Here is a 24,091-nt window from a genome sequence, read left to right as displayed (position 1 = left end):
GAGGCCGGGTGAGCCTCCCGGCTCGCCCGAACCGCAGGCCAACGCGTTTGGCCATGCAGCGCGCCCCATCCAAGCCATGGCGGCTCTGAGACAGCACGGCGCGCGCATCGCCGTCACCCTGATACCGCTCGTCCTCGCCGTGCTGCACGCCGTGGGCGTGGCGCCCATGGGGGTGCTGCAGCGGCTCGACCACCTGATTTACGACGCTCGCCTGCGGGCCACCATGCCTGCGACGCTCGACGAGCGCGTGGTGATCGTCGACATCGATGAAAAGAGCCTGGCCGAGGTCGGGCGCTGGCCTTGGTCGCGCGACCGTGTCGCTCAGCTGGTTGACACCTTGTTCGAGCAGCAAGGCATTGCCTTGCTGGGCTTTGACACCGTGTTCGCCGAACCCGACGACAATTCTGGGCTGCGCCAGTTGCAGCAGCTCGCCCAGGGGGCACTGGCAGAACAGCCGGGCTTTGCCGCCGCGCTGCAGTCCCTCACGCCAGAGCTCGATCACGACGCGCGCCTGGCACGCGCGCTGCAGGGTCGCCCAGTGGTGCTGGGCTATTACTTCACCAGCGATCGCGACGGCCGCCGCAGCGGCACCCTGCCTGAGCCCGTCATGCAGAGCAGCGACCTGCAGGGCCGCACCATCCTCGCCACGCGCTGGGATGGCTTTGGCGCCAACATCGTCCCACTGGCCGCCGCCGCGCCGCGCGCCGGCTTCTTCAACGCGATCACCGCGCCCGACGGCGTGGTGCGCTCTCTGCCGCTGCTGGCCGAGCACGACGGACGCTACTACGAATCCCTGTCGCTCGCGATGTTTCGCCTGCTGCTGGGTTCGCCGACGGTGCAGCCCGGCTTTCCGGCCAGCCGCCTGCTGCCAAACAACTACCAGGCGCTGGAAAGCGTGCGGCTGGTGCAGGGCACGACCACGCTGGCCATCCCGGTGGACGAACGGGTCTCGGCGCTGATCCCGTTTCGTGGACCTGGCGGCCCGCAGGGGGGCTCGTTCACCTACGTGTCGGCCAGCGACGTCCTGGCCGGGCGGCTGGCGCCCGACCAGCTGCGCAACAAGATCGTGCTGGTCGGCACCACCGCGCCGGGTCTGCTCGACCTGCGCGTGACCCCGGTGGGCGAAACCTACCCTGGCGTGGAAACCCACGCCAACCTCATCGCCAGCCTGCTCGACGGCGAACTGGACAGCCAGCCCGACTACGCGCTGGGCTACGAGCTGGTGGTGCTGGTCGCCGCGGGCCTGGTGCTGGCGCTGGTCTTGCCCCTGCTGAGCGCCTGGCGCGCCGTGTTGCTCAGTCTGAGTGTGGTGGCTGCGGTGATGGGCCTGAACCTCTGGCTCTACCTCGGCCCTGGCCTCGTGCTGCCGCTGGCCAGCGCCCTGGTCATGATCGGTTTTGCGTTTGCACTCAACATGAGCTACGGCTACTTTGTGGAGAGCCGCACCAAGCGCGAGCTGGCCCAGCTCTTTGGCACCTATGTGCCGCCGGTGCTGGTCGAGGAGATGGTCAAGGACCCCGCCAGCTACAGCATGCAGGCCACCACGCGCGAGCTCACGGTGATGTTTTGCGACATGCGCGGCTTCACCGCGCTGTCTGAAAGCATGGAGCCAGCCCAGTTGCAAGCCTTGCTCAACACCGTGTTCAGCCGCCTGACGCAGGTGATTCGCGAACACCGCGGCACGATCGACAAATACATGGGCGACTGCGTCATGGCGTTCTGGGGCGCCCCGGTGGACATGCCCGATCACGCCGCCCAGGCCGTGGCGGCGGCGCTGGACATGGCGCGCGCCGTTGACGAACTCAACCGCGAGCACGCCGCTCAGGTCCTGCCCGCCATCGGAGTGGGCATCGGGCTGAACACCGGCGCCATGTGTGTGGGCGACATGGGCTCGGACGTGCGCCGCAGCTACACGGTGATTGGTGATGCGGTCAACCTCGCGTCCCGGCTCGAAAGCCTGTGCCGGGTTTACGGTGTGGACGTGATCGCCAGCGACAGCACCCGGGCGCAAGCCGCCGGTTTCGTGTGGCAGGAGGTCGACCGGGTGCGCGTCAAAGGCAAGGCCAGCAGCGTGACCGTCTACACCCCCTGGGGCGTCGGGCCTGATCTGCCCCCGGCGCAGGCCGAAGAAATGCAGCGCTGGAACCAGGCTTTGCAGGCCTGGCGCTCTCAAGACTGGCCGGCCTGCGAGGCAGCGCTTGCGCAGCTGCAGCGGCAGAACGAGAAAAAAGTCCTTTACCACCTATATGCCCAGCGGGTAGCCTCCTCCGAGGTGTTGCCAATCGACCCTTCGTGGGACGGCACCACCACTTTTGAAACCAAGTAGGCCGACCCGGGTTCGCCTGCCAACCACCTGACCACCCATGCGGGTTCGCGTACTCGGCTGTTCCGGCGCCATCGCCAAAGACTGCCGCACCACCTCGTTTCTCCTGGACGATGACGTGCTCATCGACGCCGGCACCGGCGTGGGCGATCTCACGCTCGACGAGATGGCGCAGATCCACCACGTCCTGCTAACCCACTCGCATCTCGACCACGTGGCCGCGCTGCCGCTCATGCTCGACGCCGTGGCCGCCCGCCGGCTGGCCGCCGGCGCCCAGCCGCTGCAGGTGCACGCCCTGCCCGGCACCATCGCCGCGCTCCAGGCCCACGTGTTCAACAACCTGATCTGGCCCGACTTTTCGGTCATCCCCAGCGCCGAGCGCCCGCTGATGCGCTTTGTGCCCATCGAAGTGGGGCAGGTGCTGCAGGTGGGCAGCCAGACGGTGGAGGTGCTGCCGGCTGTGCACACCGTGCCTGCAGTCGGTTACGCCGCCGCGGGCGACACCGGTCACTGGATATTCACCGGCGACACCGAGCGCAACCCGGCGTTCTGGGCCCGCGTGAACCAGATGAACGTGGCCATGCTGGTGATCGAAACCGCCTTCAGCGACCGCGAGAAAGCCCTGGCGGCCCGCAGCCTGCACCTGGCACCCAGCGTGCTGGCCACCGAGCTGGACCACATCGACCGCGCCCACCACTACCCGATCTACATCACCCACACCAAACCAGCCGAAACCGGCTTGATCATGGAAGAGATCGAGCGCTTCGATCAGACACCCAGCCGGCCCGGCGATGTGCGCCACGACATCCGCTGGCTCAGCGCCGGCATGCGCTTCGAGGTGTGACAATTCGCGTCTGCCTAGGCTGGCCTGACAAAAATCGTCACCTTCCAACGGCCCCGCCCGACACAAATCGTCACACTGCAGCGGCAAAGCGTGAAACAGGGCACAAAAAACACCCCATTTCAGGTTGGCACGGTCTCTGCTGAATAGAACCCGTCAGTCAACCTGTTTCCCCAACCCCTCTAGGAGTTTTTCTCATGAACTTGAAGCGTTCCATGCAAAAAGGTTTCACCCTCATCGAACTGATGATCGTGGTGGCCATCATCGGTATCCTGGCTGCTGTGGCCCTGCCGGCTTACCAGGACTACACGGTGCGCGCTCGCGTGTCGGAGGGCCTGGTTGCCGCCTCTGCTGCCAAAGTCAACGTGCAGGATGTGCTGGCTTCTGGCAATCCTGCTGCAAATGCTAGTGGCTATGCGACTGGTTTCACGGCACCCAATGCCACGCGGAACATCACAAGTCTGACCATCGCTCCTGCGACTGGTGTGATCGAGGTGACGACTACCGCGGCAGCTGGCAACGGAACCCTGCGGCTGACCCCTAATGCGCCTATCGGTACCGACCTGCCAGACGCTACCGCTGCGTTCACGCCGCCATCGCAGCCAGTGTCTTGGCGCTGTATGGCCGCTACCGCTGTTGCCGGCAGCTTCACTGCCACTGCTACAGCTGGCACCCTGCCCGCTCGCTTCGCCCCCTCTGAGTGCAAGTAAGCGCTGGAGATTGATGAGAGGAGCGCTTCGGCGCTCCTTTTTTGTTTAGCAGGCTCACTTGGGAAAATTAGTGTCACTAGCATGAATTGGTCTCGACGTCTTCGTAGTGCTGCTCCAATCGCGGGAATCCACCTTGGCTTGAGTAGTGTTGTAGTCTTAGTTATCGCAGTGTTGGTATTAGGTGTTTGGTACCCACACCCTTACGACCAAATGATTCAGGGGCGCAACTTGCTCTTTCTGTTGCTGGCTTTGCAACTGGCGTGCGGTCCTCTTCTCACACTTTTACTCTTCGATCCAGACAAAGAAAAGTACAAATGGCGTATCGACATTGCTCTAATTGCCTTAATTCAGATCGCTGCACTTCTTTTTAGTTTGACTCAACTCGCGAGCTCACGCCCAATCTTCACTGCCTTTGAAGGCGACAGATTTAGGGTGGTACAGGCTAACGATATTGTGGTTGGGAGCTTGCCTCAGAGCCCCTCCTCTTTGTCAAAGCTTGGTTATGGAGGTCCTAGACTAATAGGTGTCCGCTTGCTTGAGGCATCGGATCCCGAATACCCAAAAAGCGTAACAATGGCGATGCAAGGTGTTCATCCGGCGTTCAGGCCAGAAAGGTGGCGCGAGTACAATTTAATAGTGCCTGAAATTAGTAGGGCTTTGCGTCCAATCGCTGAGCTAAAGGCAAAGCATCCTAATCGCGTTGAAGAATTGATGCAGTTAGAAAATTCGCTTGGAATTGATGAGGAAAACCTGGGCTACCTACCATTGGTGCGAGCAGAAATCACGGATTGGGTGATTTTTATTCGAAGAGCTGATGGACAACCAGTGGCCTATGCTCATATCGATAGTTGGTGACTCAATTAAGGAAAATCTTGAGTGAAGCTCTGATGGGCGAAGCGCCTGCACCTTTGACCAACCGTATCGCTTGGACTCCCCAGATGTTATTGGGAGTGCTGGTCGGCGCAATGATTTGGTTGTGGCCATATACCAATGGACCACTCTCGCAATTTTGGCCCAATCTAGTCGCTTGGGCATCAGGTCTATTGCTGCTGATTTTGTTTCTTGAACGAGCACGCAGGGGGGCAGATGTCATCGTGTTTGGTTGGCTTGTTGCTTCGGTCGTGAGCGCGATCATGGCGGTGATGCAATATTTCAACTGGGACGACTCCTTCTTCCCATTTATTGCTACTGCAGTCCCTGGCTATGCATACGCGAACACAAGACAGGCAAACCACCTTGCGAGTTTGCTAAATGTTGGTTTGTTGAGTGTGCTCTGGTTGATTCGTAAAGATAAGCTTCCCCATCAGACGCACTGGATTGGCGTTCTTCTTGCAATAGGATTGGCGACGACAGCTTCCCGGGGAGGGGCGATACAGCTCGTGTTGGTTTTGATGATTGGAATTCTTTGGGCACGGTCTCAACGCCAACAAATAATTCGATGGAGTGCTCTAATATTTGTAGCCTATGTAATTGCAGTCCTGTCATTGCCGGCGCTCCTTTCGATGGTCTGGGGGTTCGAAGGGCGAAATTTGCTCGATAGGATGGCTGTCGAATCAACATGTAGCAGCAGGAAGGTTCTTTGGCAAAATGTTCTGAGCTTAATTTCTCAAAAACCATGGATAGGCTGGGGCTGGGGAGAACTCAAATATGGTCATTACATCACTCTGTATGATGAGCCTCGGTTCTGCGATATGCTATCTAATGCGCATAACTTGCCGCTTCACTTGGCGACCGAGTTCGGTATTCCAGTAGCAGGACTTATGATGTCGGGATTACTTTTTTTAGTATATCGGTTGAAGCCCTGGGTATCAATTGATGGAAACGAACAATTGGCGTGGGGCATTATTGCAATTGTCGGCCTTCATAGTTTGCTGGAGTATCCTTTGTGGTTTGGCAATTTTCAAACTTTAATTGCCTTCTCGGTGTGGCTTTTGTGGCCTTCGATTCGCGCTAAATTTTCTCCTAAAAACGGTTCAAATTTGTCGGTCATTGCCTATAAAACTAGAATTACTTGGCTCGTGGTCGCATTCACTTTTATGGTCGGATCGACTTGGGATTACATTAGAGTTACACAGTTGTATCTCCCCTATTCAGAAAGAATTGCGAAGTTTCAAGACGGAACCCTAGAGAAGGTTTACCGATCTTTACTATTTAGAGATCAGGTCTTATTCGCGCAGGTAGCAGCATCAGAACCAAGAGCTGAAAACGCAGCTGTAGTGCTTCAGGCGGCCCTGCAGGTGCTTCACATTTCGCCAGAGCCTAAAATCATTGAGCGTGTGATTGTGAGTGCCAATCTCATCGGAAGGGCTGACCTTGTACATGCACATATGTTGAGATATGCGGCCGCTTGGCCAGACGCATATTCGGTTTGGACAAGTGCTCAATCAAGTACGCCCCAACAGCGCCCTTAAACACTCATTGGTTCCTCATGTGTTTCTTGCGATGTGGACGCTCATGGTCCGCGCCACTTAGCCAGCCACAAAATGCCCACTCCTTCCTCCCGTCTTGTCAACTAATCGCACCCCTTCCATCACCATGCCCCGGTCCACCGCCTTGCACATGTCGTAGATGGTGAGCAAGGCTACGGAGACAGCGGACAGGGCTTCCATCTCCACGCCGGTCTGGCCGGTGCACTCTGCTGTCGCGCGGCACAGCACGCTGTGGTGTGACTCATTCACTTCAAACTCCACCGCCACCCGCGTCAGTGCGATCGGGTGACACAAAGGGATGAGGTCGCTGGTCTTCTTGGCGGCCTGGATGCCCGCGATGCGGGCGATGCCGAGCACGTCGCCTTTTTTGGCGGTGCCCTGTTGGATCAACGCCAGCGTGGCGGGCAGCATGGTGATGCGGCCCTCTGCGATGGCCACGCGGTGGGTGCTGGCTTTGGCGGCCACGTCGACCATGTGGGCCTGGCCCTGGGCGTCGAAGTGGGTCAGCGGGCTGTCTGAAGCGGAGGTGGATTCGGCGGTCATCGGCACAGTTTGCTACGGCTTGGTTACCGGTGGATGGAAACCTTAGGGCGAAGGCGGCATCATACGGTGATGGTTCCTTTTTCAAACCGGTTGGGAGTGTGGCGGCGGCGCTGGGCTGGCCCGGCCTGTGTGCTGGCGCTGCTGAGTGCGCCGGCCACGTTGTCGCTGGCCCAAAACCCGCTGCCTCCTGCTGGCACCTCTGTGACCGGGTTGCCCAGCCTGGGTGATGGCGCGGGCATGACGGTGGCCGAAGAGCGACGCCTGGGCGACCGCATTGCGCGCGACATCTACCGCGACCCAGACTACCTGGACGACCCGGTGCTGGTCGACTACCTGCAGTCGATCTGGCGGCCCTTGCTGGGTGCGGCGCGCGCACGGGGTGACGTGGCGCCCGAACTGAGCGAGCGGCTGGCCTGGGAGCTGATGATTTCGCGCGACAAGCGCGTCAACGCGTTTGCGCTGCCGGGCGGGTACCTCGGCGTGAACCTGGGGTTGCTGGCGGTGACGGAGCGGCCCGAAGAGCTTGCCTCGGTGCTGGCGCACGAGCTCAGCCATGTCTCGCAGCGGCACATCGCGCGCATGATCGCGACGCAGGATCGACTCGCGCCCTGGATGCTGGGCGCCATGATCCTGGGTGCGCTGGCCGCACGCAGCAACGTGGACGTGGCCAACGCCGCCATTGCGGGCAGCCAGGCGGTTGCGGCGCAAAGCCAGCTCAATTTTTCGCGCGACATGGAGCGCGAGGCCGACCGCGTGGGTTTCGGGGTGCTGACCGGTGCGGGGTTTGACGGCCGGGGATTCGTCAGCATGTTCGACAAACTGCAGCAAGCCGGGCGGCTGAACGACGACGGCTCGTTTCCTTACCTTCGCAGCCACCCGCTGACCGGCGAGCGCATCGCCGACATGCGCGCCCGGCTGCCGCTGGACGCCGCCCCGGTCCATGGTCCGCTGCGCCAGGGTGCTGCCAGCGGTGCAGGCCAGCTGGGCCCATCTGCGCAAATGCATGCGCTCATGGCCGCCCGCGCCCGCGTCCTGGCGGAAAACAGCGCAGAACGCTGGCGCGACTGGCAACAAAGCGGCGCTTCCGCCACCGCCTCGCCCGGCGAACGTTACGCCGCCGCCTACGCCAGCCTACGCCTGGGGCAACGCTCGCAAGCCCTGGCGCTGGCGCAACGGCTGCGCGGGGAGGTCGAACTGAGCCAGCGCAGCGCCGTGGACCACCTCGCGCTGGAAATCCTGCTTTCGCCTGGTGCACCACTGACCCCCGCTGACCTGGCGCAGCGCGCTCAGCTGGGTGAACAGGCTTTGGCTGGTGGCTCGCGCGCTGGGCTGCTGTTGGGCGCACAGACTGCGCTGGCCCACAACGAGGCGCAGCGGGTCAGCGTGCGTTTGCTGGACTGGGTGGTGCAGCACCCGCGCGACGCCCTGGCCTGGCAGACCTTGGCGCGTGCCCAGCAGGCGCAAGGCCAGACGCTGCGGGCCGTGCGGGCCGAAGCCGAGTCGCGGGTCGCGCAACGCGATTACGCCGGCGCGCTCGATCGTTTCAAGGCCGCGCAGGCGCTGCCGGCGGCGCTGCGAGTGGCGGATCCGATCGAACTGGCGATCGTGGACAGCCGTCGGCGCGAGGTGGAGGTGCTGCTGCGCGAAGCCGAGTCGGAGAAGTGAGCGGGCTCGCGCTCAGCGCGCGAACATCGCCTTGAGCCCGGCGTCCACCACCAGCATCAGCACCGAATAAATCAGCGAGCCGAACAACGCAGCCCAGAAGCCGGGTACGTGAAAACCATCGAGCAGGCTGGCGGCGGCCCAGAACATCAGCGCGTTGATGACGAACAGGAACAGCCCCAGCGTGACCACGGTCACCGGCAGGGTGAGCACCACCAGCAGCGGACGCACCAGGGTGTTGAGCAGGGCAATCACCGCGGCGGCGATCAGCGCCGAGGTGTAGCTCTGGATCTGCACACCCGGGTAGAGGTAGGCCACCAGCAGCAAGGCGCAGGCTGCGAGCAGCCATTTGACAATCAGTTTCATGGGGTCAGCATAGCACCGGGCCGTGTGCTGGCCAGTGTCATCAGGCGCTCACGCAGCCTCGGCGGGCGGCTGGCGAGCGGCCAGGGCCTTGCCGATGGCCAGCACCAGCACCGCCCCGGCGATCGCCGCGCCGTACTTCACCAGCGACGACTGCGGAATCTTGAACATCCACTGCCACTGGCTGGGGTCGGCAAACACCGGATCGGTCACCAGCATGCCACCGGCGATCCAGCCCAGCAGCATGCCTCCGGCCACGATGATGAAGGGAAAACGCGCCATCAGTTTGATGACGATCTGGCTGCCCGCCACGATGATGGGAATGGAAATCAGCAGGCCCAGCACCACCAGCAAGGTGGAATGTTCGCCTGCGTTTTGTGCCGCGCCCGCGATCGCGATCACGTTGTCCACGCTCATCACCAGGTCGGCCACGATGATGGTCTTGATGGCGGCCAGCAGCTTGTCGCTGCCGGCGATATCGCCGTGATCGTCGGTATCGGGCGCGAGCAGCTTGACGCCGATCCACACCAGCAGCAGCGCGCCGACAAACTTGAGGAAAGGCAGGTTGAGCAGCGTCATCGCAAACAGGATCAGCACCACCCGCAGGACGATGGCACCCGCCGTGCCCCAGATGATCCCCTTGGTGCGCTGCGCCGGCGGCAGCTTGCGGCAGGCCAGTGCAATCACCACCGCGTTGTCGCCACCCAGCAGGATGTCGATCACCACGATCTGGCCCAGAGCAACCCAGAAAGCGGTCGAAGTCAGGAATTCCATGGGTTTCTCGATGTGGCGCGCAGAGCGGTGTGGGTACCTGGGCGCGGCTCCATCGACGAACGGCTGCGCTCTCCGCTGCAGATTGTAGGCAGCGAGACCTGTCGCCAGCTGTCATGGTCTGTACGCAGTTGCCACAGGTCTGAGCGCTTGCGCGGCCCTTTGCGCGTGGACATCAACTGGAGCCTGAGCCGACTGGAGCGGGGCTCGCTAAGATCGTCTCACTCATGCCCGGCATCCACATCACCGACATCGAAGCCGCCATCAACCACTGGCGCGCGCGCGCGCCGGCTTGCGACGGCGGGGCTCTGGCGCCACCCCTGCGCGCGCTGGCCGAGGTGTACGCGCTGCTGATCTACCACGGTGAGACCGAGGCCGATGAGGCCTCCCTGCCGGCGCAGGCGAAGCAGGCCTGGCTGGATTGGTTCCACACCATGCCAGACACCCCTTGCATTGCCATCTGTTCCACCAGCCAGGGCGATGCGATGTGCAAAGGCTGCGGTCGCTTCTTTGACGAGGTGCAGCGCTGGACCGAGATGACCCCGGGCGAAAAGCGGGCGACATGGCGGCGCATCACGTTCGAAGGCTCCTCCTGGCGCTTCAACCGCTACGCCGAGCGAGCGCTGGAAGGCAAGCCAAGCTGAATCCAGCAGGACCTTGGTGCTGGCTGGAGTTCGACAGGCTCAGTCCGAACGGTCCTGAGTGCGCCAAGAACCTGTCGGTCGGCAGGAAAAGAAGTCCTTATCAGGGCACCGCGGAACCGGCTCCACCGGAGCAGCCCCTTGTGGGGTCACGCCGCAGGCGGCGCGGGTGGTCAGGGCCGACGCCGGGCCGCTCCCAAGGCGGCCCAGCCCCCTCGGGGGGCAGCGACCCGCGCAGCGGCGGAGCGTGGGGGTGCTCGTCAAACTCGCCTGGCCAGCTCCGCCGCCTTGCCCACGTAGCTGCCTGGCGTCATGGCCAGCAGGCGGTCCTTCTCTGGCTGGGGAATTTCCAGGCTGCGAATGAGCGCGTGCAAGGCCTCGGCCGTCACAGTCTGGCCGCGTGTGACTTCCTTGAGCTTCTCGTAGGCACCGGGCACGCCATAGCGGCGCATCACGGTCTGGATCGGTTCGGCCAGCACCTCCCAGGAGGCGTCCAGGTCTTCGGCCAGCGCGGCCTCGTTGAGTTCGAGTTTGCCCAGACCCACGCCCAGCGAGTGGTAGGCCAGCACCGCGTAGCCCAGGGCCACACCCATGTTGCGCAGCACGGTGGAGTCGGTCAGGTCGCGCTGCCAGCGGCTGATGGGCAGCTTCTCGGCCAGGTGCTTGAGCAGCGCGTTGGCCAGGCCCAGGTTGCCTTCGGCATTTTCAAAGTCGATCGGATTGACCTTGTGCGGCATGGTCGACGAGCCGATCTCGCCGGCTTTGAGCCGCTGCTTGAAATAGCCCAGGCTCACATAGCCCCAGATGTCGCGCGAGAGATCAATCAGGATGGTGTTGCAGCGCGCGATGGCATCAAACAGCTCGGCCATGTAGTCGTGCGGCTCGATCTGGATGCTGTAGGGCTGGAACGTGAGGCCCAGGCCCAGGGGTTCCGGCGTTTCCACCACGCGCTGGCTGAAGGCCTCCCAGTCGAAATCGGGCCAGGCGGCCAGGTGGGCGTTGTAGTTGCCTACGGCGCCGTTCATCTTGCCCATGAGCTTGACGGCTGCGATGCGTTCGCGCGCGGCCACCAGGCGCACCACGACGTTGGCGATCTCTTTGCCCACGGTGGTCGGGCTGGCGGTCTGACCGTGGGTGCGGCTGAGCATAGGCACCGCCGCAAACGCGTAGGCCATCTCACGCAGCTTGGTGATCACCGCATCCAGCGCCGGCAGCAGCACCACGTCGCGCCCGCCCTTGAGCTGCAGGGCATGGCTGGTGTTGTTGATGTCTTCGCTGGTGCAAGCGAAATGCACGAACTCGGCGGCGCGCTGCAGTTCAGGCCGCGCTTCGAACTTGGACTTGATCCAGTATTCGACCGCCTTCACGTCGTGGTTGGTGGTTTTCTCGATGTCTTTGATGGCATTGGCATCGGCTTCGCTGAAATTTTTCACCAGCCCCATGAGGTAGGTGCGCGCCCCGGGCGAGAGCGGTTTGAATTCGGCGAAACCGGCGTCGGACAAAGCGATGAACCAGGCCACTTCGACCTGTACGCGCCGGTGCATGTAACCCTGCTCACTCATGAACGGGCGCAACTGGGCCAGTCGGGCGGCGTAGCGGCCGTCCAGCGGCGAAAGGGCGGCCACGGGGGAGGGCGCGGCGAGGGCGGCGGCAGGCGCCAGAGAGGGGGCGGGGGCGGTAGGGCGCATGGCGCGATTGTAGGAGGGGCACAGACGCAGGCCCGGGATCGGGCACGGCGCAGTGCCCGCCTTGAGCCGTCGCTGGCCCTGGAAAGCGGTGTCAGGCGCGGGGCCGGGCGTGCTGGCTAAAATGGCCAGCCCGAGGGAAACCTGTCACCCAACCCCCAAGTCCATGAAACTGATTGGCGCCATCACCAGCCCCTACGTCCGCAAGGTGCGCATCGTCATGGCCGAGAAGAAACTGGACTACCAGTTCGTGCCCGAAGACGTGTGGTCGGCGACCACCCAGATCGGCGCCTCCAACCCGTTGGGCAAGGTGCCCTGCCTGGTGATGGAGGGGGCTGAGGCGGTTTTCGACTCGCGCGTCATCGTCGAGTACCTCGATACGCTCTCGCCGGTGGGCAAGCTCATCCCGGGCCAGGGCCGCGAACGGGCTGAGGTCAAGACCTGGGAAGCGCTGGCCGATGGCGTGCTCGATGCCGCCATCCTCGCGCGCCTTGAAGCCACCTGGCCCGGCCGCAGCGATGAGCAGCGCTCGCAGGCCTGGATTGATCGCCAACTCGGCAAGATCGACACCGCCCTGGCCGCCATGGCGCGCGGCCTGGGCGACAAGCCCTTTTGCTCAGGGGTTCACTTCAGTCTGTCCGACGTGGCCGTGGGCTGCGCCCTGGGTTACCTGGATTTCCGCTTCCCCCAGATCGACTGGCGCACGCCCCACCCCAACCTGACCAAACTCAGCGACAAGCTGGCGCTGCGCCAGAGTTTTGTCGATTCTCGACCAGACTAGGCACACCCCCGCGCCGCGCCTGCGGCGCGTCACCCGCTCCAGGGGGCAACGCTGGCGGCCCGGCAGAGCCGGTTCCGCGGCGTTCTGGTTTGAAGGCAGCTCCCGCCGGAAATGCGCTTGAGCGCCACATGTCCTGAAGACTTCTTCGGCGAGAGATGTCTGGGCTCAGGGCACCGCGGAACCGGCTCTGCCGGGCCGCCAGTGCCGCCCCCCTCAGGGGGGTGACGCGCCGCAGGCGCGTCGCGGGGGGAGCGGTCAAGTGACCGCGCGTCTCTTCAACCAGCGCATCAAGCCCCCCACCACCGGCAGCTTTTCGTACAGCTCCTCGGCCGCATCCCAGTAGTCGCGGTGGTCGCTGATGCGGCCGTCTGGTGTGAGCGTGAGGTGGGAGCCGCCGCGGATCACTTGCGGGCTGGCGGTATCGAAGCGCTTGAAGCGAAAGTGCATTTCCCACACTAGAAACAGCTGCGCGCCGTCGACGATGCGCTGTGTGATCACAAAACGCGGCTCGTGCAGGCTCTCGAACATGTGCGCGAAGATGTGGATGATCGCGGCGGTGCCGAAGACTTCGTTGAACGGGTCCTTGAAGCGCGCGCCCTCGGTGTAGAGAGCGCCGAGCTGCGGCAGGCTCTGGGGGGTCAGGGTCTCGAACCGACGGGCGATCTGTTCGGCCGCAGCCCGGTGGTCGGGCGCTTCGCTCATAAACCGGTGAAGCGGCGCACGGCCGGGAAGTAGGCCCGGTAGGGCAGCAGGCTGAGCAGCTTCATCACGCGGGTGAAGCGCTTGGGGTAGTGGATTTCGAACTCACCACGGGCCCAGCCAGCGATCATGTCCTGCGCCGCCTGCTCGGGGGTGATGAGTGCGGGCATGGTGAAGTTGTTCTGCGCCGTCAGCGGCGTCTGCACAAACCCCGGGTGCACCACGCTCACGCCCACCCCCAGCGGCTCCAGATCGAGGTACAGGTTTTCAGCCAGGTTGGTGAGTGCTGCCTTGGTGGGCCCGTAGGCCAGGCTCTTGGGCAGGCCGCGAAAACCCGCCACGCTGCTGATCAGGCTCACATGACCGCGTCCGCGTGCGATGAGAGCTGGCAATACCGCGTCCATCACGTGCAGTGCACCGGTGTAGTTGATGGCCAGGTGCTGCTTCAAATCGGCCATGTCCATCTCAGTGGCGCGCATCTCGCGGTAGTGACCGGCGCAGTACACCACCAGATCCAGCGGGCCCTGGGCCAGGATGGCCTGCGCTGTGGCGCGGACCGCCTCGGCATCGGTCACGTCCAGCGGCCAGGCCTGAGGCGCACGGCGAGGGTCCTGGTGGTTGCTGCTGTGTTGTTCGACAAATCGACTCAAGGCCTCAGCGCCGCGCGCCGACACCAGGACCTGAGCTCCAAGCCCATGCAGGGCCGACGCGGTGGCCGCGCCGATGCCGCTGGAGGCGCCGATCATCCACACCCGCTGGCCACGCCAGTCGGTGATGCGCGGGTTGAAGCTGGGCCACCAGGCGCTGCCGCGCGTCGGCGCCGCCGCCACTGGAAGTGAGGTGGGCTGGTCAGCAGCAAATTGGCGTGGGGCGGTCATGGGGGCGTCCTCACGCACGACGTTTGACGAAGGTGAGCTGCACTTCGCCCAGGTAGATGCCGAATTTGCTCATCACTGCTTTGTTGAGCATGACGTGCTCGTCCATCAGGTACATCCAGTCGTCGAACTGCACCTCGTACACCTTGCCGTCGACCGGCAGCGACAGCGTGTAACCCCAGCGGAAGGCGTTGCCAGCGGTCTGACCGAAGGCAGTGCCGACCACGTCGTCGGCGGTGCCGCTGTAGCGGCCTTCGCCGAGGTATTTCATGCGCCAGATGCGCTTCTGTTTCTCGCCGTCCGAGTAGATGAAATCTTCATCGAGCACGCCGTCGGCGCCGTTCCAGCTGCAGTTCATCACGACGGTGAAGCGGCGCGCTACCTTGCCGGAGCGGTCCAGGAAGACGCCGTATGCGTCGAGCGTGCCGTTGAAGTACTGGCGCAGATCCAGTTCGGGCTTCTGACCGGCGTAGTCGGAGATCTGCGGCCCGGCACAACCGGTGAGGGCAGCCGCACCAGCCAGGCCGGCGCCGAGCAAGAGTCGTCGTTGCATCATGAGGGGACTTTCAGAGAAGCAGGGAGTGGGCTGGCTGCGCGCTGTTCAGGGCGGATGACCAGGGTGTAGAGGGCGCCGCCCGCCAGCAGCTTGAGCACGCATGGCAGCAGGCAATAGGCGACGGTGAGGGTCCAGAGGGCCTCGGCATCGCGTGCACCCGGTGTGTAGCCGAACCAGGCCAGCAGCGGCAGCGCCAGGCCGGCGGCGAGCGCCAGGTTGAGCTTGGCGGCAAAGCTCCACCAGCCGAAGTAAGCACCTTCGCGCTGGCCGCGTTCGCCCAGGCGCCCGATCACGCCGGCCAGCATGGCGCCGGGCAGGGCCAGGTCGGTGCCGACCGCGATGCCCGAGAGTGCACACACGATCAGGAACGGCACGATGTCGCCCGTGCCCAGCGTGGCGGCCCACACGAACACCGCGACCGCCAGCGCCATGCCGACCAGCCAGGTGCGCGCCAGCCCGAAGCGGCTAACTGCGCGTACCCACAGGGGGATGGAAAGGGCGGCGAACAGGAAGTAAATCGCAAGAAACGCCGGTTCCTGCGCGGACGAGGCTTGCAGCCGGTCCTGCACGAAAAACAGCACCAGGGTCGCGGGGATGGCGCTGGCCGTGCCGTTGAGCACGAAGACGGCGAGCAGTTTCTGGAACAACGGCTGGCGCAGCGGCGAGAGTGAGGGCAGGGCAGCAGCCGTGGGGCTGGTTGCCATGGACGGCTGGTCGAGCGGGCGCACCGAGCGACTCCAGGCCCACCAGCCCAAAGTCAGCAACACCGCGAAAGTGGACACCGTCACGCCCAGGCCCAGTGTGCCGGGCAACACCGCGGCCACCAGCACGCCCACCAGCGCCAGCGCCTCGCGCCAGGCCACCACGCGGCTGCGTTGCGCCTCATTGCCACCCAGGCGCGCACCCCAGGCCTGGTGCGCCACGCTGACCACACTGTAGGCGGTGTAGGTGACGGCCATGACCGCGCCCGCCCAGCTCAGCAGCGCCGCCATGCCGGCGGCCTGGACCTCGGCTGGTGGAAATAGCAGGCCCCACAGGCCCAGCGCCAGCACCACCGCCGAGACCGCCGCGGCGCTGAGCACCGCGCCAATGGAGCGGGCAAACAGCCGATCGCACCAGCGCCCGATGAGGGGGTCGAGCACGGCGTCGATCAGGCGCGCGCCCAGCAACACCGCGCCGAGTGCGGCCAACGGAGCCGCGAATTCGCGCGCGTAGTGGTTCGGCAGGATCACATACAGCGGCAGCGCCACGAAGGCCAGCGGCAGACCGAGCAAGCCGTAGCCCAGGCCGTGGCGCCACGCGCCCGCACCGATGAACCGGGCCGCTGGCTCGCTCACCGGTGCGGCTGCACTCATGGCGCGCGTGCGCTCACGCGTTGCAACAAGGTCTCGCGCATCGCGGGCTGCGAGGTCTTGGGAGAGAGCCAGATGCCAAAGAACAGGCGCGAGAAGCGATCGTCCGCGATTTCTCCGAGCAGCCGGTCGTTGAGGTAGAACGAGGCGCCCCGGCCTGGTGTGTGCACGCCGGTGATGCGGTCGCCTTTCTTCACATCCGGAAACAGCGCACTCATGGCGGCCTGCCATTGCGTGGCCAGCTCCGGCGCGAGGGTGTCCAGATCGCGCATTTCATCGATCGACCGTTTGGCGATCTCGGCACCTTTGAAATTGCGCAGGTACTGCAGCTCCAGGGCAAACGGCTGCTGGCCGAACTGGGCGCTGTCAAAGCCAGGCGAGGCGAACAGGCGCGCGTCGTAGACCTCGAAGCCCCAGACCCGCAGGCGCGCGTTGCCCACCACCTGTTTGTCTTGCAGCGCCGCGGTGAGCGCTGGCTCGGGCTTGTTGGCGCGAGCAGGCAGGGCCAGCGCCACGGTCGCCAGCACCAGCAGGCTCGCCGCGGCGAGCGCTTTGAAGGGCGCGGCGGGGCGGGCAGCAGCGGTCTGGACGCGGAATGGCTTCATGTGGCTTCTCCTGAGGCTGTTCAGCCCGGCTTGCGCAAGGTGAACTGCACGACATCGATATTGCCTTCGGCAAATGCGGCTTCGCAGTAGGCGAGGTAAAACTCCCAGATGCGAAGAAAGCGTTGGTCGAAGCCGAGCTGCAACACGCGTTCCTGTTGCTGCAGGAAGGCATCGCGCCAGAGCTGAAGCGTTCGCGCGTAATCGGGGCCAAAGGCAAACTGGTCGACCACCTGCAGACCGGCACGCTCGGCTTCGGCGCGAAAGCGCGAGGGGCTGGGCAGGCAGCCACCGGGGAACACGTATTGCTGGATGAAATCGGTGCTCTTGAGGTAACGGTCAAACAGCGCGTCGTCGATCACGATGCTCTGGATGCAGGCCTGACCGCCGGGCTTGAGCAGCTTTTCCACCGCCTGGAAATAGGTGGGCCAATAGGCCTGACCCACGGCCTCGACCATTTCGATCGAGCAGATGGCGTCGAACGGACCGTCCTGAATGTCTCTGTAATCTTGCAGCCGCAGATCGGCCAGATCAGTGACGCCCAGCCTGGCCATGCGCTGCTGCGCAAACGCCAGCTGTTCGGTGGAGAGCGTCACGCCGGTCACGGTGGCACCGAACTCGGTGGCGCCCAGCTCGGCCAGCGCGCCCCAGCCGCAGCCGATCTCCAGCACGCGGTCGCCGGCTTTCACGCCGGCCATGCGCAGCGCGCGCCGCACCTTGGCGCGCTGTGCGTCACCCATGCTTTGCTCGGGCGTCTCGAACCAGGCCGACGAGTAGTTCATCGTGTCGTCCAGCCACAGCTCGTAGAAGGCATTGCCCAGGTCGTAGTGGGCGTGGATGTTCTTGCGGCTGTTGGTCTTGGAATTGCGGTTGAGCAGGTGGCGCACGCGGTAGGCCAGGCGGCCCAGCCAGGAGCCGTAGACCATGTCTTCAATGTCGCGCCGGTTGGTGATGAACAGGCGCAGCAGATCGGTGAGGTCGGGCGTGTGCCAGTCGCGGGCGATGTAGGTTTCGGCAAAGCCGATGTCACCCGACTTCAGCGCCGCGCTGCAAACGTTCCAGTTGTGCCAACTCATGCTGGCCGCCGGGCCCTGACCGTCGCCAAAGCGCTGGATGCTGCCATCGGGCAGTTGCAGCGTGAGGCTGCCGTGGCGCAGGCGCTGCAGCATTTGCAGAATCGTTCGCGCGGCGGCCGGTGCGTTGCGGGGCAGATCGAATCCAGCGGGGTGGCGTTGGGCGGTCGAAGAGGTCATGGGCTTGCGGGCGGGTCTGACGAAACAGGTGAAAGATTCCGCTCAGCGCGTTTGCGCTGGATCGGGAGCGTGGGCCGCGGTCACGAAATCGGCCGGCGGTGCGGGTTGTCGGAAAAAGGGCGCTTTCTTGATCCACAGGTGCAGGGCCTGCCAATGGATGCGAGCGATCACGCCGAAGGTCATGGCAGGGTATTGCAAGAGTGCGCGCCGGGTGCTGCGCGCATCCAGCGACACCAGCTGCCCGCTCACGCTGGTGTTGATGAGCACGTCCGACCCTTCCTGGTCGAAGTAGTCGATGCGCGCCACGGTGCGCGCCTCGGCGCTGGCCGACGCGTTGGCCTCGGTGCGCATGAAGACGAAGCGGTAATGGCCTCGCACAGGGCAGAACGGCGACACATGGAACACCTTGCTGGCGGTGCAGGGAACGCCGTAGCTTGGTGCATCGAGCAAGTAGCAGTGGCGTTCACCAAAGGTGTTGTTGACTTCGGCCACCACCGCTCGCAGCGAGCCGTTGCTGCGGTGGCAGTACCAGAAGCTCACTGGGCGGAAGCTGTAGCCCAGAACGCGCGGGTAGGTGTGCAGCCAGATTTCGCCCTGGGCATCGGTGATGCCGTGTTGCTGCAGCAGACCGTCGATCCAGGCCAGGCAGTCGGCGCTGCCGTCGCCGTGGTCGCGGTCGTGAAAGGCGAGCGCGGCGCGCCGGTTGCGCGCCAGGGCGCCGTTGCCATGGGCCTTCAGACTGCGCAGCGGCAGCATCAGGAAGTAGGTGGGGTAGGCGAACGCGTGGTGGCGGGGGCGGTGCCGCGCGTGGCGCACCTGCCCAAAACCGATCTGTGCGACGGCTGGGCGCGGTGCCAGACGCTGGGTCAAGCGAACACTCCGGGCAAGGCGGCGCGGCGAGCTTCGTTGTCGTCGGTGGCACCGACGATGCGGTGCGTCTGCATGAGGTTGCGCGCGGCCTGCAAACCTGACTTCAGGCCGTCTTCGTGGAAGCCGTAGCCGGCCCAGGCGCCCGCAAACCAGGTGTGCTGGCGGCCTTGCAGCGCGGGCAGCTGCGCCTGCGCGCGAATGGCGGCGAGGTCAAACACCGGGTGGGCGTATTCGTAGCGGCCCACGACCTGTTCGGGCGCGATCTCGCCCTGCGGGTTGAGCGATACCACCACCGGCTGTGGCACGGGCAGCGGTTGCAAGCGGTTGAGCAGGTAGTGCAGGCAGACCTGGGCGCTTTCTCGGTCGGCCGAGGGCGCGCGTTCGTAATTCCAGGCAGCCCAGGCGCGGGGGTTGGCGGGCAGCACCGAGGCGTCGGTGTGCAGCACGGCCACGTTGGGCTGGTAGCGGATGGCGCTCAGCACCTCGCGTTCGGCGGCGCTGGCGTCGTGCCCGAGGATGTTCAGGGTCTGGTCGCTGTGGCAGGCCATGACGATGGCGTCGAAGCGCTCCACCTGACCGCTGGTGACGACACGCACCCCTTGTTCGTCGCGCAGCACCTGCTGCACCGGTGTGTTCAGGCGCTTGTCGGCGATGTGGGCGGTGATCTTCTCTACGTACTGGCGCGCGCCGCCGGCCACCGTGTACCACTGCGGCCGGTTGGTGATCTGGATCAGGCCGTGGTTGTGACAGAAGCGCACCATGGTGGCGACCGGGAAGGCCAGCATCTGGTCGGTTGGGCAGCTCCAGATACAGCCCATCATGGGGAGAAAATACCAGTCGCGGAATTCGTCGGAGAAGCGCTGTTCCCGCAGGAAATCACCCAGCGGCTGCAGCAGCGGGCTGTCGGGTCGCAAGTCTTCGCCGCGCTGCGCCAGCCGAGAGGTGATGCGGTTGAAGCGCACGATGTCGGTCAACATGCGCCAGAAGCGCGGATTGGCGAGGTTCGCGCGTTGAGCGAACACGGTGGAGAGGTCGGAGCCGCTCCACTCCAGCGCCCGTCCGCCACGCCCGGCGCCAGGCGCCTTGACGGAAAACGACATGTCCGACTTGGCAATCGGCACGTCCAGGCGGTCAAAAAGCGCCAGCAGATTGGGGTAGGTGCGTTCGTTGAGCACCAGAAAGCCGGTGTCCACCCCGAAAGTGACCGGCTGCCCCTGGGCGTCGGGCAGCGTCATGTCCACGGTGTGGGTGTGGCCGCCGAAATAGTCGCCAGCTTCAAACAAGGTGATGTGGGCCAGGCCTTGCAGCGTGTGGGCCGAAGCCAGCCCGGCGATGCCGGAGCCGACGATGGCCACTCGGGGCATGCGTTGGGAGGTGCCCAGGCTGGGCAGCGCAGGGTCTTTGTACATGCTCAGACCCTGTGGGCCGAGCGGCCCAGGATACAAAAGACTGCGAAGCGCCCCGACGCGAACGAGGGAGGGAGGGAGGAGGAGGAGAAGCGCCCCGGGATTTCAGTCAGGCCCCGAAAGGCCTGAAGGCTTCGCAGTACAAAAACATTGTTGTCATGGAGAGCCGGCGGGGCAGAAAAGTTCCGTGGCAAATTGGTCATCATGGCCCTGGATCGGCTGGGGAAAACAAGAGTGGTTCGTAGGATTATGCACCGAATAGTCTGATTGTGACCAGTCAGTCACTATTTGGTCGAGATGATTTTTTCAATATCCTTGATTAAATCAGGGTCATTAGGGTCTGTGGCGCTCGGGTAGCTGCGCACCGTCGACCCGTCCCGGGCAATCAGGTACTTGTGAAAATTCCAGCCTGGTCGCTCCCCGGTGCGCTCGGCCAGTTGCTGGTAGAGCGGGTGGGCGTTGCGCCCCACCACCTGGATCTTGCTGAACATAGGGAATTTCACCCCGAAGGTGTTTTCGCAGAAGTCGGCAATGGCCGCGTTGCTGCCGGGCTCCTGGCGCCCGAAGTCGTTGGCCGGGAAACCCAGCACCACCAGCCCGCGCGACTGATAGCGCTGGTGCAGGGCCTCAAGGCCTTTGTACTGGCCGGTGAAACCGCAGTAGCTTGCGGTGTTGACCACCAGCACCGCCCGCCCGGCGTACTGGCAGAGCGATTGCGGCTTTTCGTCTTGCAGGCGGGGCAGCGTGTGCTGCAGCAGAGGTGGGCATTTGCCGGCCGGGGAGGCTGTGCCAGCCGGCTGGGCCTGCGCGCTTGGCGCCAGCGCGAGCCCAGCCAAGGCCAGCAGCGCCGCGAACACGCCGCGCCGAGGGTGCAGGTGACCAGGAGTCGAACCCCTCGCTTGGACAAACCACCGAATCATGACGCACGCTCCATAATGAACCCATCGATTGAATCATTTGTCCATGACAAGTTCAAGCCACGCCATCGCCGATGTGGAGCGCGACACCGGTCTGTCCAAAGATACCTTGCGGGTCTGGGAGAGGCGTTATGGGTTTCCCAATCCCACGCGCGATGCGGTGGGGGAGCGCCGCTACGATGATGCCCAGGTGCTGCGCCTGCGCCACCTGCGGCGTCTGCTCGATGCCGGCTTTCGGGCTGGGCAGATCGTGCCGTTGCCGCTGGACGCGCTGCTTGCCCTGCAGGCCGAACCCACCACGGGCGCCAACGATCCACCCACCCGATCCGGCCGGCCGGTCGTGGTCACCTCTCTGCGGGAGCCGCCGCCCCATGTGGCGCCCTGGATGGCGCTGCTGCGGCAGCACGATGCCCGCGGTCTGCGCACCGCCATGGAGCAGTACCTGCTGACGCATGGTCTGGCGCGACTGGTGCGCGATGGCATCACGCCCGTGAACGTGATGGTGGGGCAGTCGTGGCTGGAAGGGCAGCTCGCCATTTTCGAAGAACACCTCTACTCCGAAGTGGTGCAGCAGGTGTTGCGCCAGGCGCTGGCTCAGCTGGGCGCCGCTCGTCCCGCGGCGCCACCGCGCATTTTGCTCACCACGGTGCCTGGCGAATCGCACAGCCTGGGCCTGCTGATGGCCGAGTGCATGATGGCGCTGGAGGGTTGCGAGACCCTGGCATTGGGCGTGCAGACGCCGCTGACTGAAATCGTGTCTGCCGCGCACGCCTGCCGAGCCGATGTGGTGGCCCTGGGTTTCAGCGCGGCGCTCAATCCGCGCGATGTGCGGGCTGCGCTGACCCAGCTGCGCCGGCAACTGCCGCCTGAGCGCGTCCTATGGACCGGTGGTCAGTGTCAGGCCCTGATGGGCAACGACCGCGGTCGGGGTGGCCTGCGCATGGAAGGTCACTGGCACATGGCCAGGCTGGACGACATCCCGTTGGGCGTGGCGCGCTGGCGAAGCGGCGACCAGCAGCTTGAAGCTCCCGTGGGCGAACACCAGACATGAAACCGCGTGGCGACGATCCCCAGCGAGGGGCAGCGGGTTTCAAGGGCAACAAGGCCGCACTGCCAAGCAAGCCTTGCCTAGTCTGCGGCCGGCCGATGAGCTGGCGCAAGGCCTGGGCGCGCAACTGGGCGCAGGTGAAGTACTGCAGCGACCGCTGCCGGTCGCAGGCGCCCCGAAGCCCAGCGTCGCCATGAGCGGGCCCGCTTCGCGCGTGCGCCGCCTGGTGCTGGTCCTGGGCGACCAACTCTGGCTGGGCAACCCGGCGTTGGTCGGGTTCGATCCCGCACAAGACCGGGTGCTGATGATCGAGGCTGCTGGCGAATCCACCGGCGTCTGGAGCCACCGGGCGCGCATTGCGGTCTTTCTCTCGGCGATGCGTCACTTCCGCGATGAGCTGCATTCAGCCGACATACCGCTGACCTACCTCGCGCTGGACGACCCGCAATGCGCTGCCGGCACGCTGGCTGATCGGCTTGCCCTGGCCATGGAGACGCTGCGGCCCGAGGCGCTGTGGATCTGCGAGCCGGGCGAGTGGCGCTTGCAGCAAGACATTGAAGCGGTGGCACAGGCCACGGGTGTGGAGCTGACCTGGCACGAAGACAGCCATTTCCTGTGCAGCCGCACGCGTTTTGCCGACTGGGTACGTGGCCGCAAGGAATGGCGCATGGAGCACTTCTACCGCGCAATGCGGCGCGAGCACCGGGTGCTCATGGCGGGCGACGAACCGCTGGGAGGTCAATGGAACTTCGATACCGACAACCGCCGCGCCTACCCCAAGGCGGGTCCGGGCGCCATTCCCGAGCCGGCGCGATTCGAACCTGACGACATCACCCAGGAAGTGATTGCGCTGGTGCGCGCGCATTTCCCCGATCACCCCGGATCACTCGACCACTTCATCTGGCCCGTCACGCGCGCGCATGGACTGGCCGCCCTGCGCCACTTCATTGACGAGCGTCTGCTCGGCTTCGGACCCTACCAGGACGCGATGTGGAGCGACACGCCGTTTGGCTGGCATTCGCTGTTGTCGGTGGCGCTCAACCTGCACATGATCCACCCGCGCGAGGTGGTCGACGCGGTGGAGGCGGCGCACCACGAGCGCGGCCCGCAGGCACTGCCACTGGCCAGCGTAGAAGGATTTGTGCGTCAGGTGCTGGGCTGGCGCGAGTTCATCCGCGGCGTCTACTGGCAGCAGATGCCGGGCCTGAAAGCCGCCAACCACTTTGGTCACCAGCGCGCCCTGCCGCGCTGGTACTGGACCGGCGAGACCCACATGGCCTGTCTGCGCGACACCATCGCCCAGACCCTGAAGCACGGCTATGCCCACCACATCCAGCGCCTCATGGTCACTGGGCAATTTGCGCTGCTGGCGCAGATCGATCCGGCGCAGGTCGCTGACTGGTATCTCGCGGTGTATGTGGACGCCATCGAGTGGGTGGAACTGCCCAACGTGGCCGGCATGGCGCTCTATGCCGATGGCGGCCGCTTCACCAGCAAGCCCTACATCGCCAGCGGCCAGTACATCGCCCGCATGAGCAACCACTGCACCGACTGCCGCTACCGGCCCGCCGACCGCACCGGGCCCCAGGCCTGCCCGATCACAACGCTGTATTGGTACTTCCTCGACCAGCACGAGGCCGAGCTCAAGGCCAACCCGCGCACCGCGCTCATGGTGCGAAATCTCGCTCGCCTGGAGAGCGATGAACGCACTGCGCTGCGCGACCATGCACAGCAGGTATTGACCCACATCGACGCGCTCTGAAG

24 protein-coding genes are annotated in these 24,091 nt (G+C 64.6%); 11 read left to right on the top strand and 13 right to left on the bottom strand.

Annotated elements, in window-relative coordinates; genetic code table 11:
* Positions 1 to 76 precede the first annotated feature (76 nt).
* From QUV25_RS05170 to QUV25_RS05150, 5 genes are all read left to right on the top strand, one after another.
* The gene (locus QUV25_RS05170; protein ID WP_300861884.1) at positions 77 to 2,326 is read left to right on the top strand and encodes a CHASE2 domain-containing protein; all 2,250 of its coding nucleotides are present in this window, start codon (positions 77 to 79) and stop codon (positions 2,324 to 2,326) included.
* 37 nt (positions 2,327 to 2,363) lie between these two features.
* A complete protein-coding gene (locus QUV25_RS05165) occupies positions 2,364 to 3,167 on the top strand; it encodes a 3',5'-cyclic-nucleotide phosphodiesterase (protein ID WP_300861882.1) in 804 nt (267 codons plus the stop codon).
* 200 nt (positions 3,168 to 3,367) lie between these two features.
* Positions 3,368 to 3,874: a pilin gene (locus QUV25_RS05160; protein WP_300861880.1), complete on the top strand. Its 507-nt coding sequence runs from the start codon at positions 3,368 to 3,370 to the stop codon at positions 3,872 to 3,874.
* Between the two features lie 81 nt (positions 3,875 to 3,955).
* Positions 3,956 to 4,729: a hypothetical protein gene (locus tag QUV25_RS05155; RefSeq protein WP_300861879.1), complete on the top strand. Its 774-nt coding sequence runs from the start codon at positions 3,956 to 3,958 to the stop codon at positions 4,727 to 4,729.
* Positions 4,730 to 4,746: 17 nt separating this feature from the next.
* Positions 4,747 to 6,285 (top strand): O-antigen ligase family protein, encoded by a 1,539-nt coding sequence (locus QUV25_RS05150; RefSeq protein ID WP_300861877.1) that lies wholly within the window; start codon positions 4,747 to 4,749, stop codon positions 6,283 to 6,285.
* A 57-nt stretch (positions 6,286 to 6,342) separates the two neighbouring features.
* Here QUV25_RS05150 and moaC read toward each other — a convergent pair whose 3' ends face one another.
* Positions 6,343 to 6,846: a cyclic pyranopterin monophosphate synthase MoaC gene (gene moaC, locus QUV25_RS05145; protein WP_300861874.1), complete on the bottom strand. Its 504-nt coding sequence runs from the start codon at positions 6,844 to 6,846 to the stop codon at positions 6,343 to 6,345.
* A 69-nt stretch (positions 6,847 to 6,915) separates the two neighbouring features.
* On the opposite strand from moaC, the gene QUV25_RS05140 reads away from it, so the two are divergent.
* Positions 6,916 to 8,511, top strand: coding sequence for a M48 family metalloprotease (locus QUV25_RS05140; protein WP_300861871.1), 1,596 nt, complete (start codon positions 6,916 to 6,918; stop codon positions 8,509 to 8,511).
* 12 nt (positions 8,512 to 8,523) lie between these two features.
* On the opposite strand, the gene QUV25_RS05135 is transcribed toward QUV25_RS05140, so the two are convergent.
* Together QUV25_RS05135 and QUV25_RS05130 are read right to left on the bottom strand one after the other, a co-directional pair.
* Positions 8,524 to 8,874, bottom strand: coding sequence for a phage holin family protein (locus QUV25_RS05135; protein WP_300861868.1), 351 nt, complete (start codon positions 8,872 to 8,874; stop codon positions 8,524 to 8,526).
* 48 nt (positions 8,875 to 8,922) lie between these two features.
* Positions 8,923 to 9,645 carry a TerC family protein gene (locus QUV25_RS05130; protein WP_300861866.1) on the bottom strand — a complete coding sequence of 241 codons (723 nt, stop codon included), beginning with the start codon at positions 9,643 to 9,645 and terminating at the stop codon, positions 8,923 to 8,925.
* Between the two features lie 224 nt (positions 9,646 to 9,869).
* Between QUV25_RS05130 and QUV25_RS05125 the strand changes: the two genes are divergently transcribed.
* A complete protein-coding gene (locus QUV25_RS05125) occupies positions 9,870 to 10,286 on the top strand; it encodes a DUF3717 domain-containing protein (RefSeq protein WP_300861864.1) in 417 nt (138 codons plus the stop codon).
* Between the two features lie 257 nt (positions 10,287 to 10,543).
* Here the strand turns inward: QUV25_RS05125 and purB are convergent, their stop codons facing one another.
* On the bottom strand, positions 10,544 to 11,971 hold the full coding sequence (purB, locus tag QUV25_RS05120; protein ID WP_300861862.1) for an adenylosuccinate lyase: 1,428 nt from the start codon (positions 11,969 to 11,971) through the stop codon (positions 10,544 to 10,546).
* Positions 11,972 to 12,134: 163 nt separating this feature from the next.
* Here purB and QUV25_RS05115 point away from each other — a divergent pair, with 163 nt between their 5' ends.
* Positions 12,135 to 12,749 carry a glutathione S-transferase C-terminal domain-containing protein gene (locus QUV25_RS05115; protein WP_300861860.1) on the top strand — a complete coding sequence of 205 codons (615 nt, stop codon included), beginning with the start codon at positions 12,135 to 12,137 and terminating at the stop codon, positions 12,747 to 12,749.
* A 255-nt stretch (positions 12,750 to 13,004) separates the two neighbouring features.
* On the opposite strand, the gene QUV25_RS05110 is transcribed toward QUV25_RS05115, so the two are convergent.
* The 9 genes from QUV25_RS05110 to QUV25_RS05070 all read right to left on the bottom strand — a co-directional run bounded on the left by QUV25_RS05110 (position 13,005) and on the right by QUV25_RS05070 (position 21,282).
* A complete protein-coding gene (locus QUV25_RS05110; RefSeq protein WP_300861857.1) occupies positions 13,005 to 13,451 on the bottom strand; it encodes a nuclear transport factor 2 family protein in 447 nt (148 codons plus the stop codon).
* Positions 13,448 to 14,194: an SDR family NAD(P)-dependent oxidoreductase gene (locus tag QUV25_RS05105; RefSeq protein ID WP_300862049.1), complete on the bottom strand. Its 747-nt coding sequence runs from the start codon at positions 14,192 to 14,194 to the stop codon at positions 13,448 to 13,450. Before QUV25_RS05105 ends, QUV25_RS05110 begins: the two co-directional genes overlap by 4 nt.
* A gap of 142 nt (positions 14,195 to 14,336) precedes the next feature.
* Positions 14,337 to 14,879: a DUF3833 domain-containing protein gene (locus tag QUV25_RS05100; protein WP_300861855.1), complete on the bottom strand. Its 543-nt coding sequence runs from the start codon at positions 14,877 to 14,879 to the stop codon at positions 14,337 to 14,339.
* On the bottom strand, positions 14,876 to 16,234 hold the full coding sequence (locus QUV25_RS05095; protein WP_300861853.1) for an MFS transporter: 1,359 nt from the start codon (positions 16,232 to 16,234) through the stop codon (positions 14,876 to 14,878). Before QUV25_RS05095 ends, QUV25_RS05100 begins: the two co-directional genes overlap by 4 nt.
* Positions 16,231 to 16,836, bottom strand: coding sequence for a chalcone isomerase family protein (locus tag QUV25_RS05090; protein ID WP_300861851.1), 606 nt, complete (start codon positions 16,834 to 16,836; stop codon positions 16,231 to 16,233). Before QUV25_RS05090 ends, QUV25_RS05095 begins: the two co-directional genes overlap by 4 nt.
* A gap of 20 nt (positions 16,837 to 16,856) precedes the next feature.
* Positions 16,857 to 18,086, bottom strand: coding sequence for a cyclopropane-fatty-acyl-phospholipid synthase family protein (locus QUV25_RS05085; RefSeq protein WP_300861848.1), 1,230 nt, complete (start codon positions 18,084 to 18,086; stop codon positions 16,857 to 16,859).
* 42 nt (positions 18,087 to 18,128) lie between these two features.
* Positions 18,129 to 18,956, bottom strand: a complete 828-nt coding sequence (locus tag QUV25_RS05080) for a DUF1365 domain-containing protein (protein ID WP_300861845.1) — start codon at positions 18,954 to 18,956, stop codon at positions 18,129 to 18,131.
* Complete coding sequence (locus QUV25_RS05075; protein WP_300861842.1) at positions 18,953 to 20,365, bottom strand: FAD-dependent oxidoreductase; 1,413 nt, start codon at positions 20,363 to 20,365, stop codon at positions 18,953 to 18,955. Before QUV25_RS05075 ends, QUV25_RS05080 begins: the two co-directional genes overlap by 4 nt.
* Before the next feature lie 281 nt (positions 20,366 to 20,646).
* Complete coding sequence (locus QUV25_RS05070) at positions 20,647 to 21,282, bottom strand: glutathione peroxidase (RefSeq protein WP_300861839.1); 636 nt, start codon at positions 21,280 to 21,282, stop codon at positions 20,647 to 20,649.
* 43 nt (positions 21,283 to 21,325) lie between these two features.
* Between QUV25_RS05070 and QUV25_RS05065 the strand changes: the two genes are divergently transcribed.
* From QUV25_RS05065 to QUV25_RS05055, 3 genes are read left to right on the top strand one after another with little or no spacing between them, the layout of a single operon-like run.
* Positions 21,326 to 22,330 (top strand): cobalamin B12-binding domain-containing protein, encoded by a 1,005-nt coding sequence (locus QUV25_RS05065; protein WP_300861837.1) that lies wholly within the window; start codon positions 21,326 to 21,328, stop codon positions 22,328 to 22,330.
* On the top strand, positions 22,327 to 22,524 hold the full coding sequence (locus QUV25_RS05060; RefSeq protein WP_300861834.1) for a DUF2256 domain-containing protein: 198 nt from the start codon (positions 22,327 to 22,329) through the stop codon (positions 22,522 to 22,524). Before QUV25_RS05065 ends, QUV25_RS05060 begins: the two co-directional genes overlap by 4 nt.
* Positions 22,521 to 24,089, top strand: a complete 1,569-nt coding sequence (locus tag QUV25_RS05055) for a cryptochrome/photolyase family protein (protein WP_300861832.1) — start codon at positions 22,521 to 22,523, stop codon at positions 24,087 to 24,089. Before QUV25_RS05060 ends, QUV25_RS05055 begins: the two co-directional genes overlap by 4 nt.
* Positions 24,090 to 24,091: the final 2 nt, after the last annotated feature.

This window comes from Hydrogenophaga sp. (assembly GCF_030373245.1).
In the GTDB taxonomy this organism is placed as follows: domain Bacteria; phylum Pseudomonadota; class Gammaproteobacteria; order Burkholderiales; family Burkholderiaceae_C; genus Hydrogenophaga.
This window is presented reverse-complemented; position numbering and strand designations above follow the sequence as displayed.

Excerpts from the sequence above, each read along its gene's own strand:
- QUV25_RS05170 (WP_300861884.1), top strand. The coding sequence starts at position 77 with ATGGCGGCTCTGAGACAGCACGGCGCGCGCATCGCCGTCACCCTGATA.
- QUV25_RS05165 (WP_300861882.1), top strand. The coding sequence starts at position 2,364 with ATGCGGGTTCGCGTACTCGGCTGTTCCGGCGCCATCGCCAAAGACTGC.
- QUV25_RS05155 (WP_300861879.1), top strand. The coding sequence starts at position 3,956 with ATGAATTGGTCTCGACGTCTTCGTAGTGCTGCTCCAATCGCGGGAATC.
- moaC (WP_300861874.1), bottom strand. The coding sequence starts at position 6,846 with ATGACCGCCGAATCCACCTCCGCTTCAGACAGCCCGCTGACCCACTTC.
- QUV25_RS05140 (WP_300861871.1), top strand. The coding sequence starts at position 6,916 with ATGGTTCCTTTTTCAAACCGGTTGGGAGTGTGGCGGCGGCGCTGGGCT.
- QUV25_RS05135 (WP_300861868.1), bottom strand. The coding sequence starts at position 8,874 with ATGAAACTGATTGTCAAATGGCTGCTCGCAGCCTGCGCCTTGCTGCTG.
- QUV25_RS05130 (WP_300861866.1), bottom strand. The coding sequence starts at position 9,645 with ATGGAATTCCTGACTTCGACCGCTTTCTGGGTTGCTCTGGGCCAGATC.
- QUV25_RS05125 (WP_300861864.1), top strand. The coding sequence starts at position 9,870 with ATGCCCGGCATCCACATCACCGACATCGAAGCCGCCATCAACCACTGG.
- purB (WP_300861862.1), bottom strand. The coding sequence starts at position 11,971 with ATGCGCCCTACCGCCCCCGCCCCCTCTCTGGCGCCTGCCGCCGCCCTC.
- QUV25_RS05115 (WP_300861860.1), top strand. The coding sequence starts at position 12,135 with ATGAAACTGATTGGCGCCATCACCAGCCCCTACGTCCGCAAGGTGCGC.
- QUV25_RS05110 (WP_300861857.1), bottom strand. The coding sequence starts at position 13,451 with ATGAGCGAAGCGCCCGACCACCGGGCTGCGGCCGAACAGATCGCCCGT.
- QUV25_RS05105 (WP_300862049.1), bottom strand. The coding sequence starts at position 14,194 with ATGATCGGCGCCTCCAGCGGCATCGGCGCGGCCACCGCGTCGGCCCTG.
- QUV25_RS05100 (WP_300861855.1), bottom strand. The coding sequence starts at position 14,879 with ATGATGCAACGACGACTCTTGCTCGGCGCCGGCCTGGCTGGTGCGGCT.
- QUV25_RS05095 (WP_300861853.1), bottom strand. The coding sequence starts at position 16,234 with ATGAGTGCAGCCGCACCGGTGAGCGAGCCAGCGGCCCGGTTCATCGGT.
- QUV25_RS05090 (WP_300861851.1), bottom strand. The coding sequence starts at position 16,836 with ATGAAGCCATTCCGCGTCCAGACCGCTGCTGCCCGCCCCGCCGCGCCC.
- QUV25_RS05085 (WP_300861848.1), bottom strand. The coding sequence starts at position 18,086 with ATGACCTCTTCGACCGCCCAACGCCACCCCGCTGGATTCGATCTGCCC.
- QUV25_RS05075 (WP_300861842.1), bottom strand. The coding sequence starts at position 20,365 with ATGTACAAAGACCCTGCGCTGCCCAGCCTGGGCACCTCCCAACGCATG.
- QUV25_RS05070 (WP_300861839.1), bottom strand. The coding sequence starts at position 21,282 with ATGATTCGGTGGTTTGTCCAAGCGAGGGGTTCGACTCCTGGTCACCTG.
- QUV25_RS05065 (WP_300861837.1), top strand. The coding sequence starts at position 21,326 with ATGACAAGTTCAAGCCACGCCATCGCCGATGTGGAGCGCGACACCGGT.
- QUV25_RS05060 (WP_300861834.1), top strand. The coding sequence starts at position 22,327 with ATGAAACCGCGTGGCGACGATCCCCAGCGAGGGGCAGCGGGTTTCAAG.
- QUV25_RS05055 (WP_300861832.1), top strand. The coding sequence starts at position 22,521 with ATGAGCGGGCCCGCTTCGCGCGTGCGCCGCCTGGTGCTGGTCCTGGGC.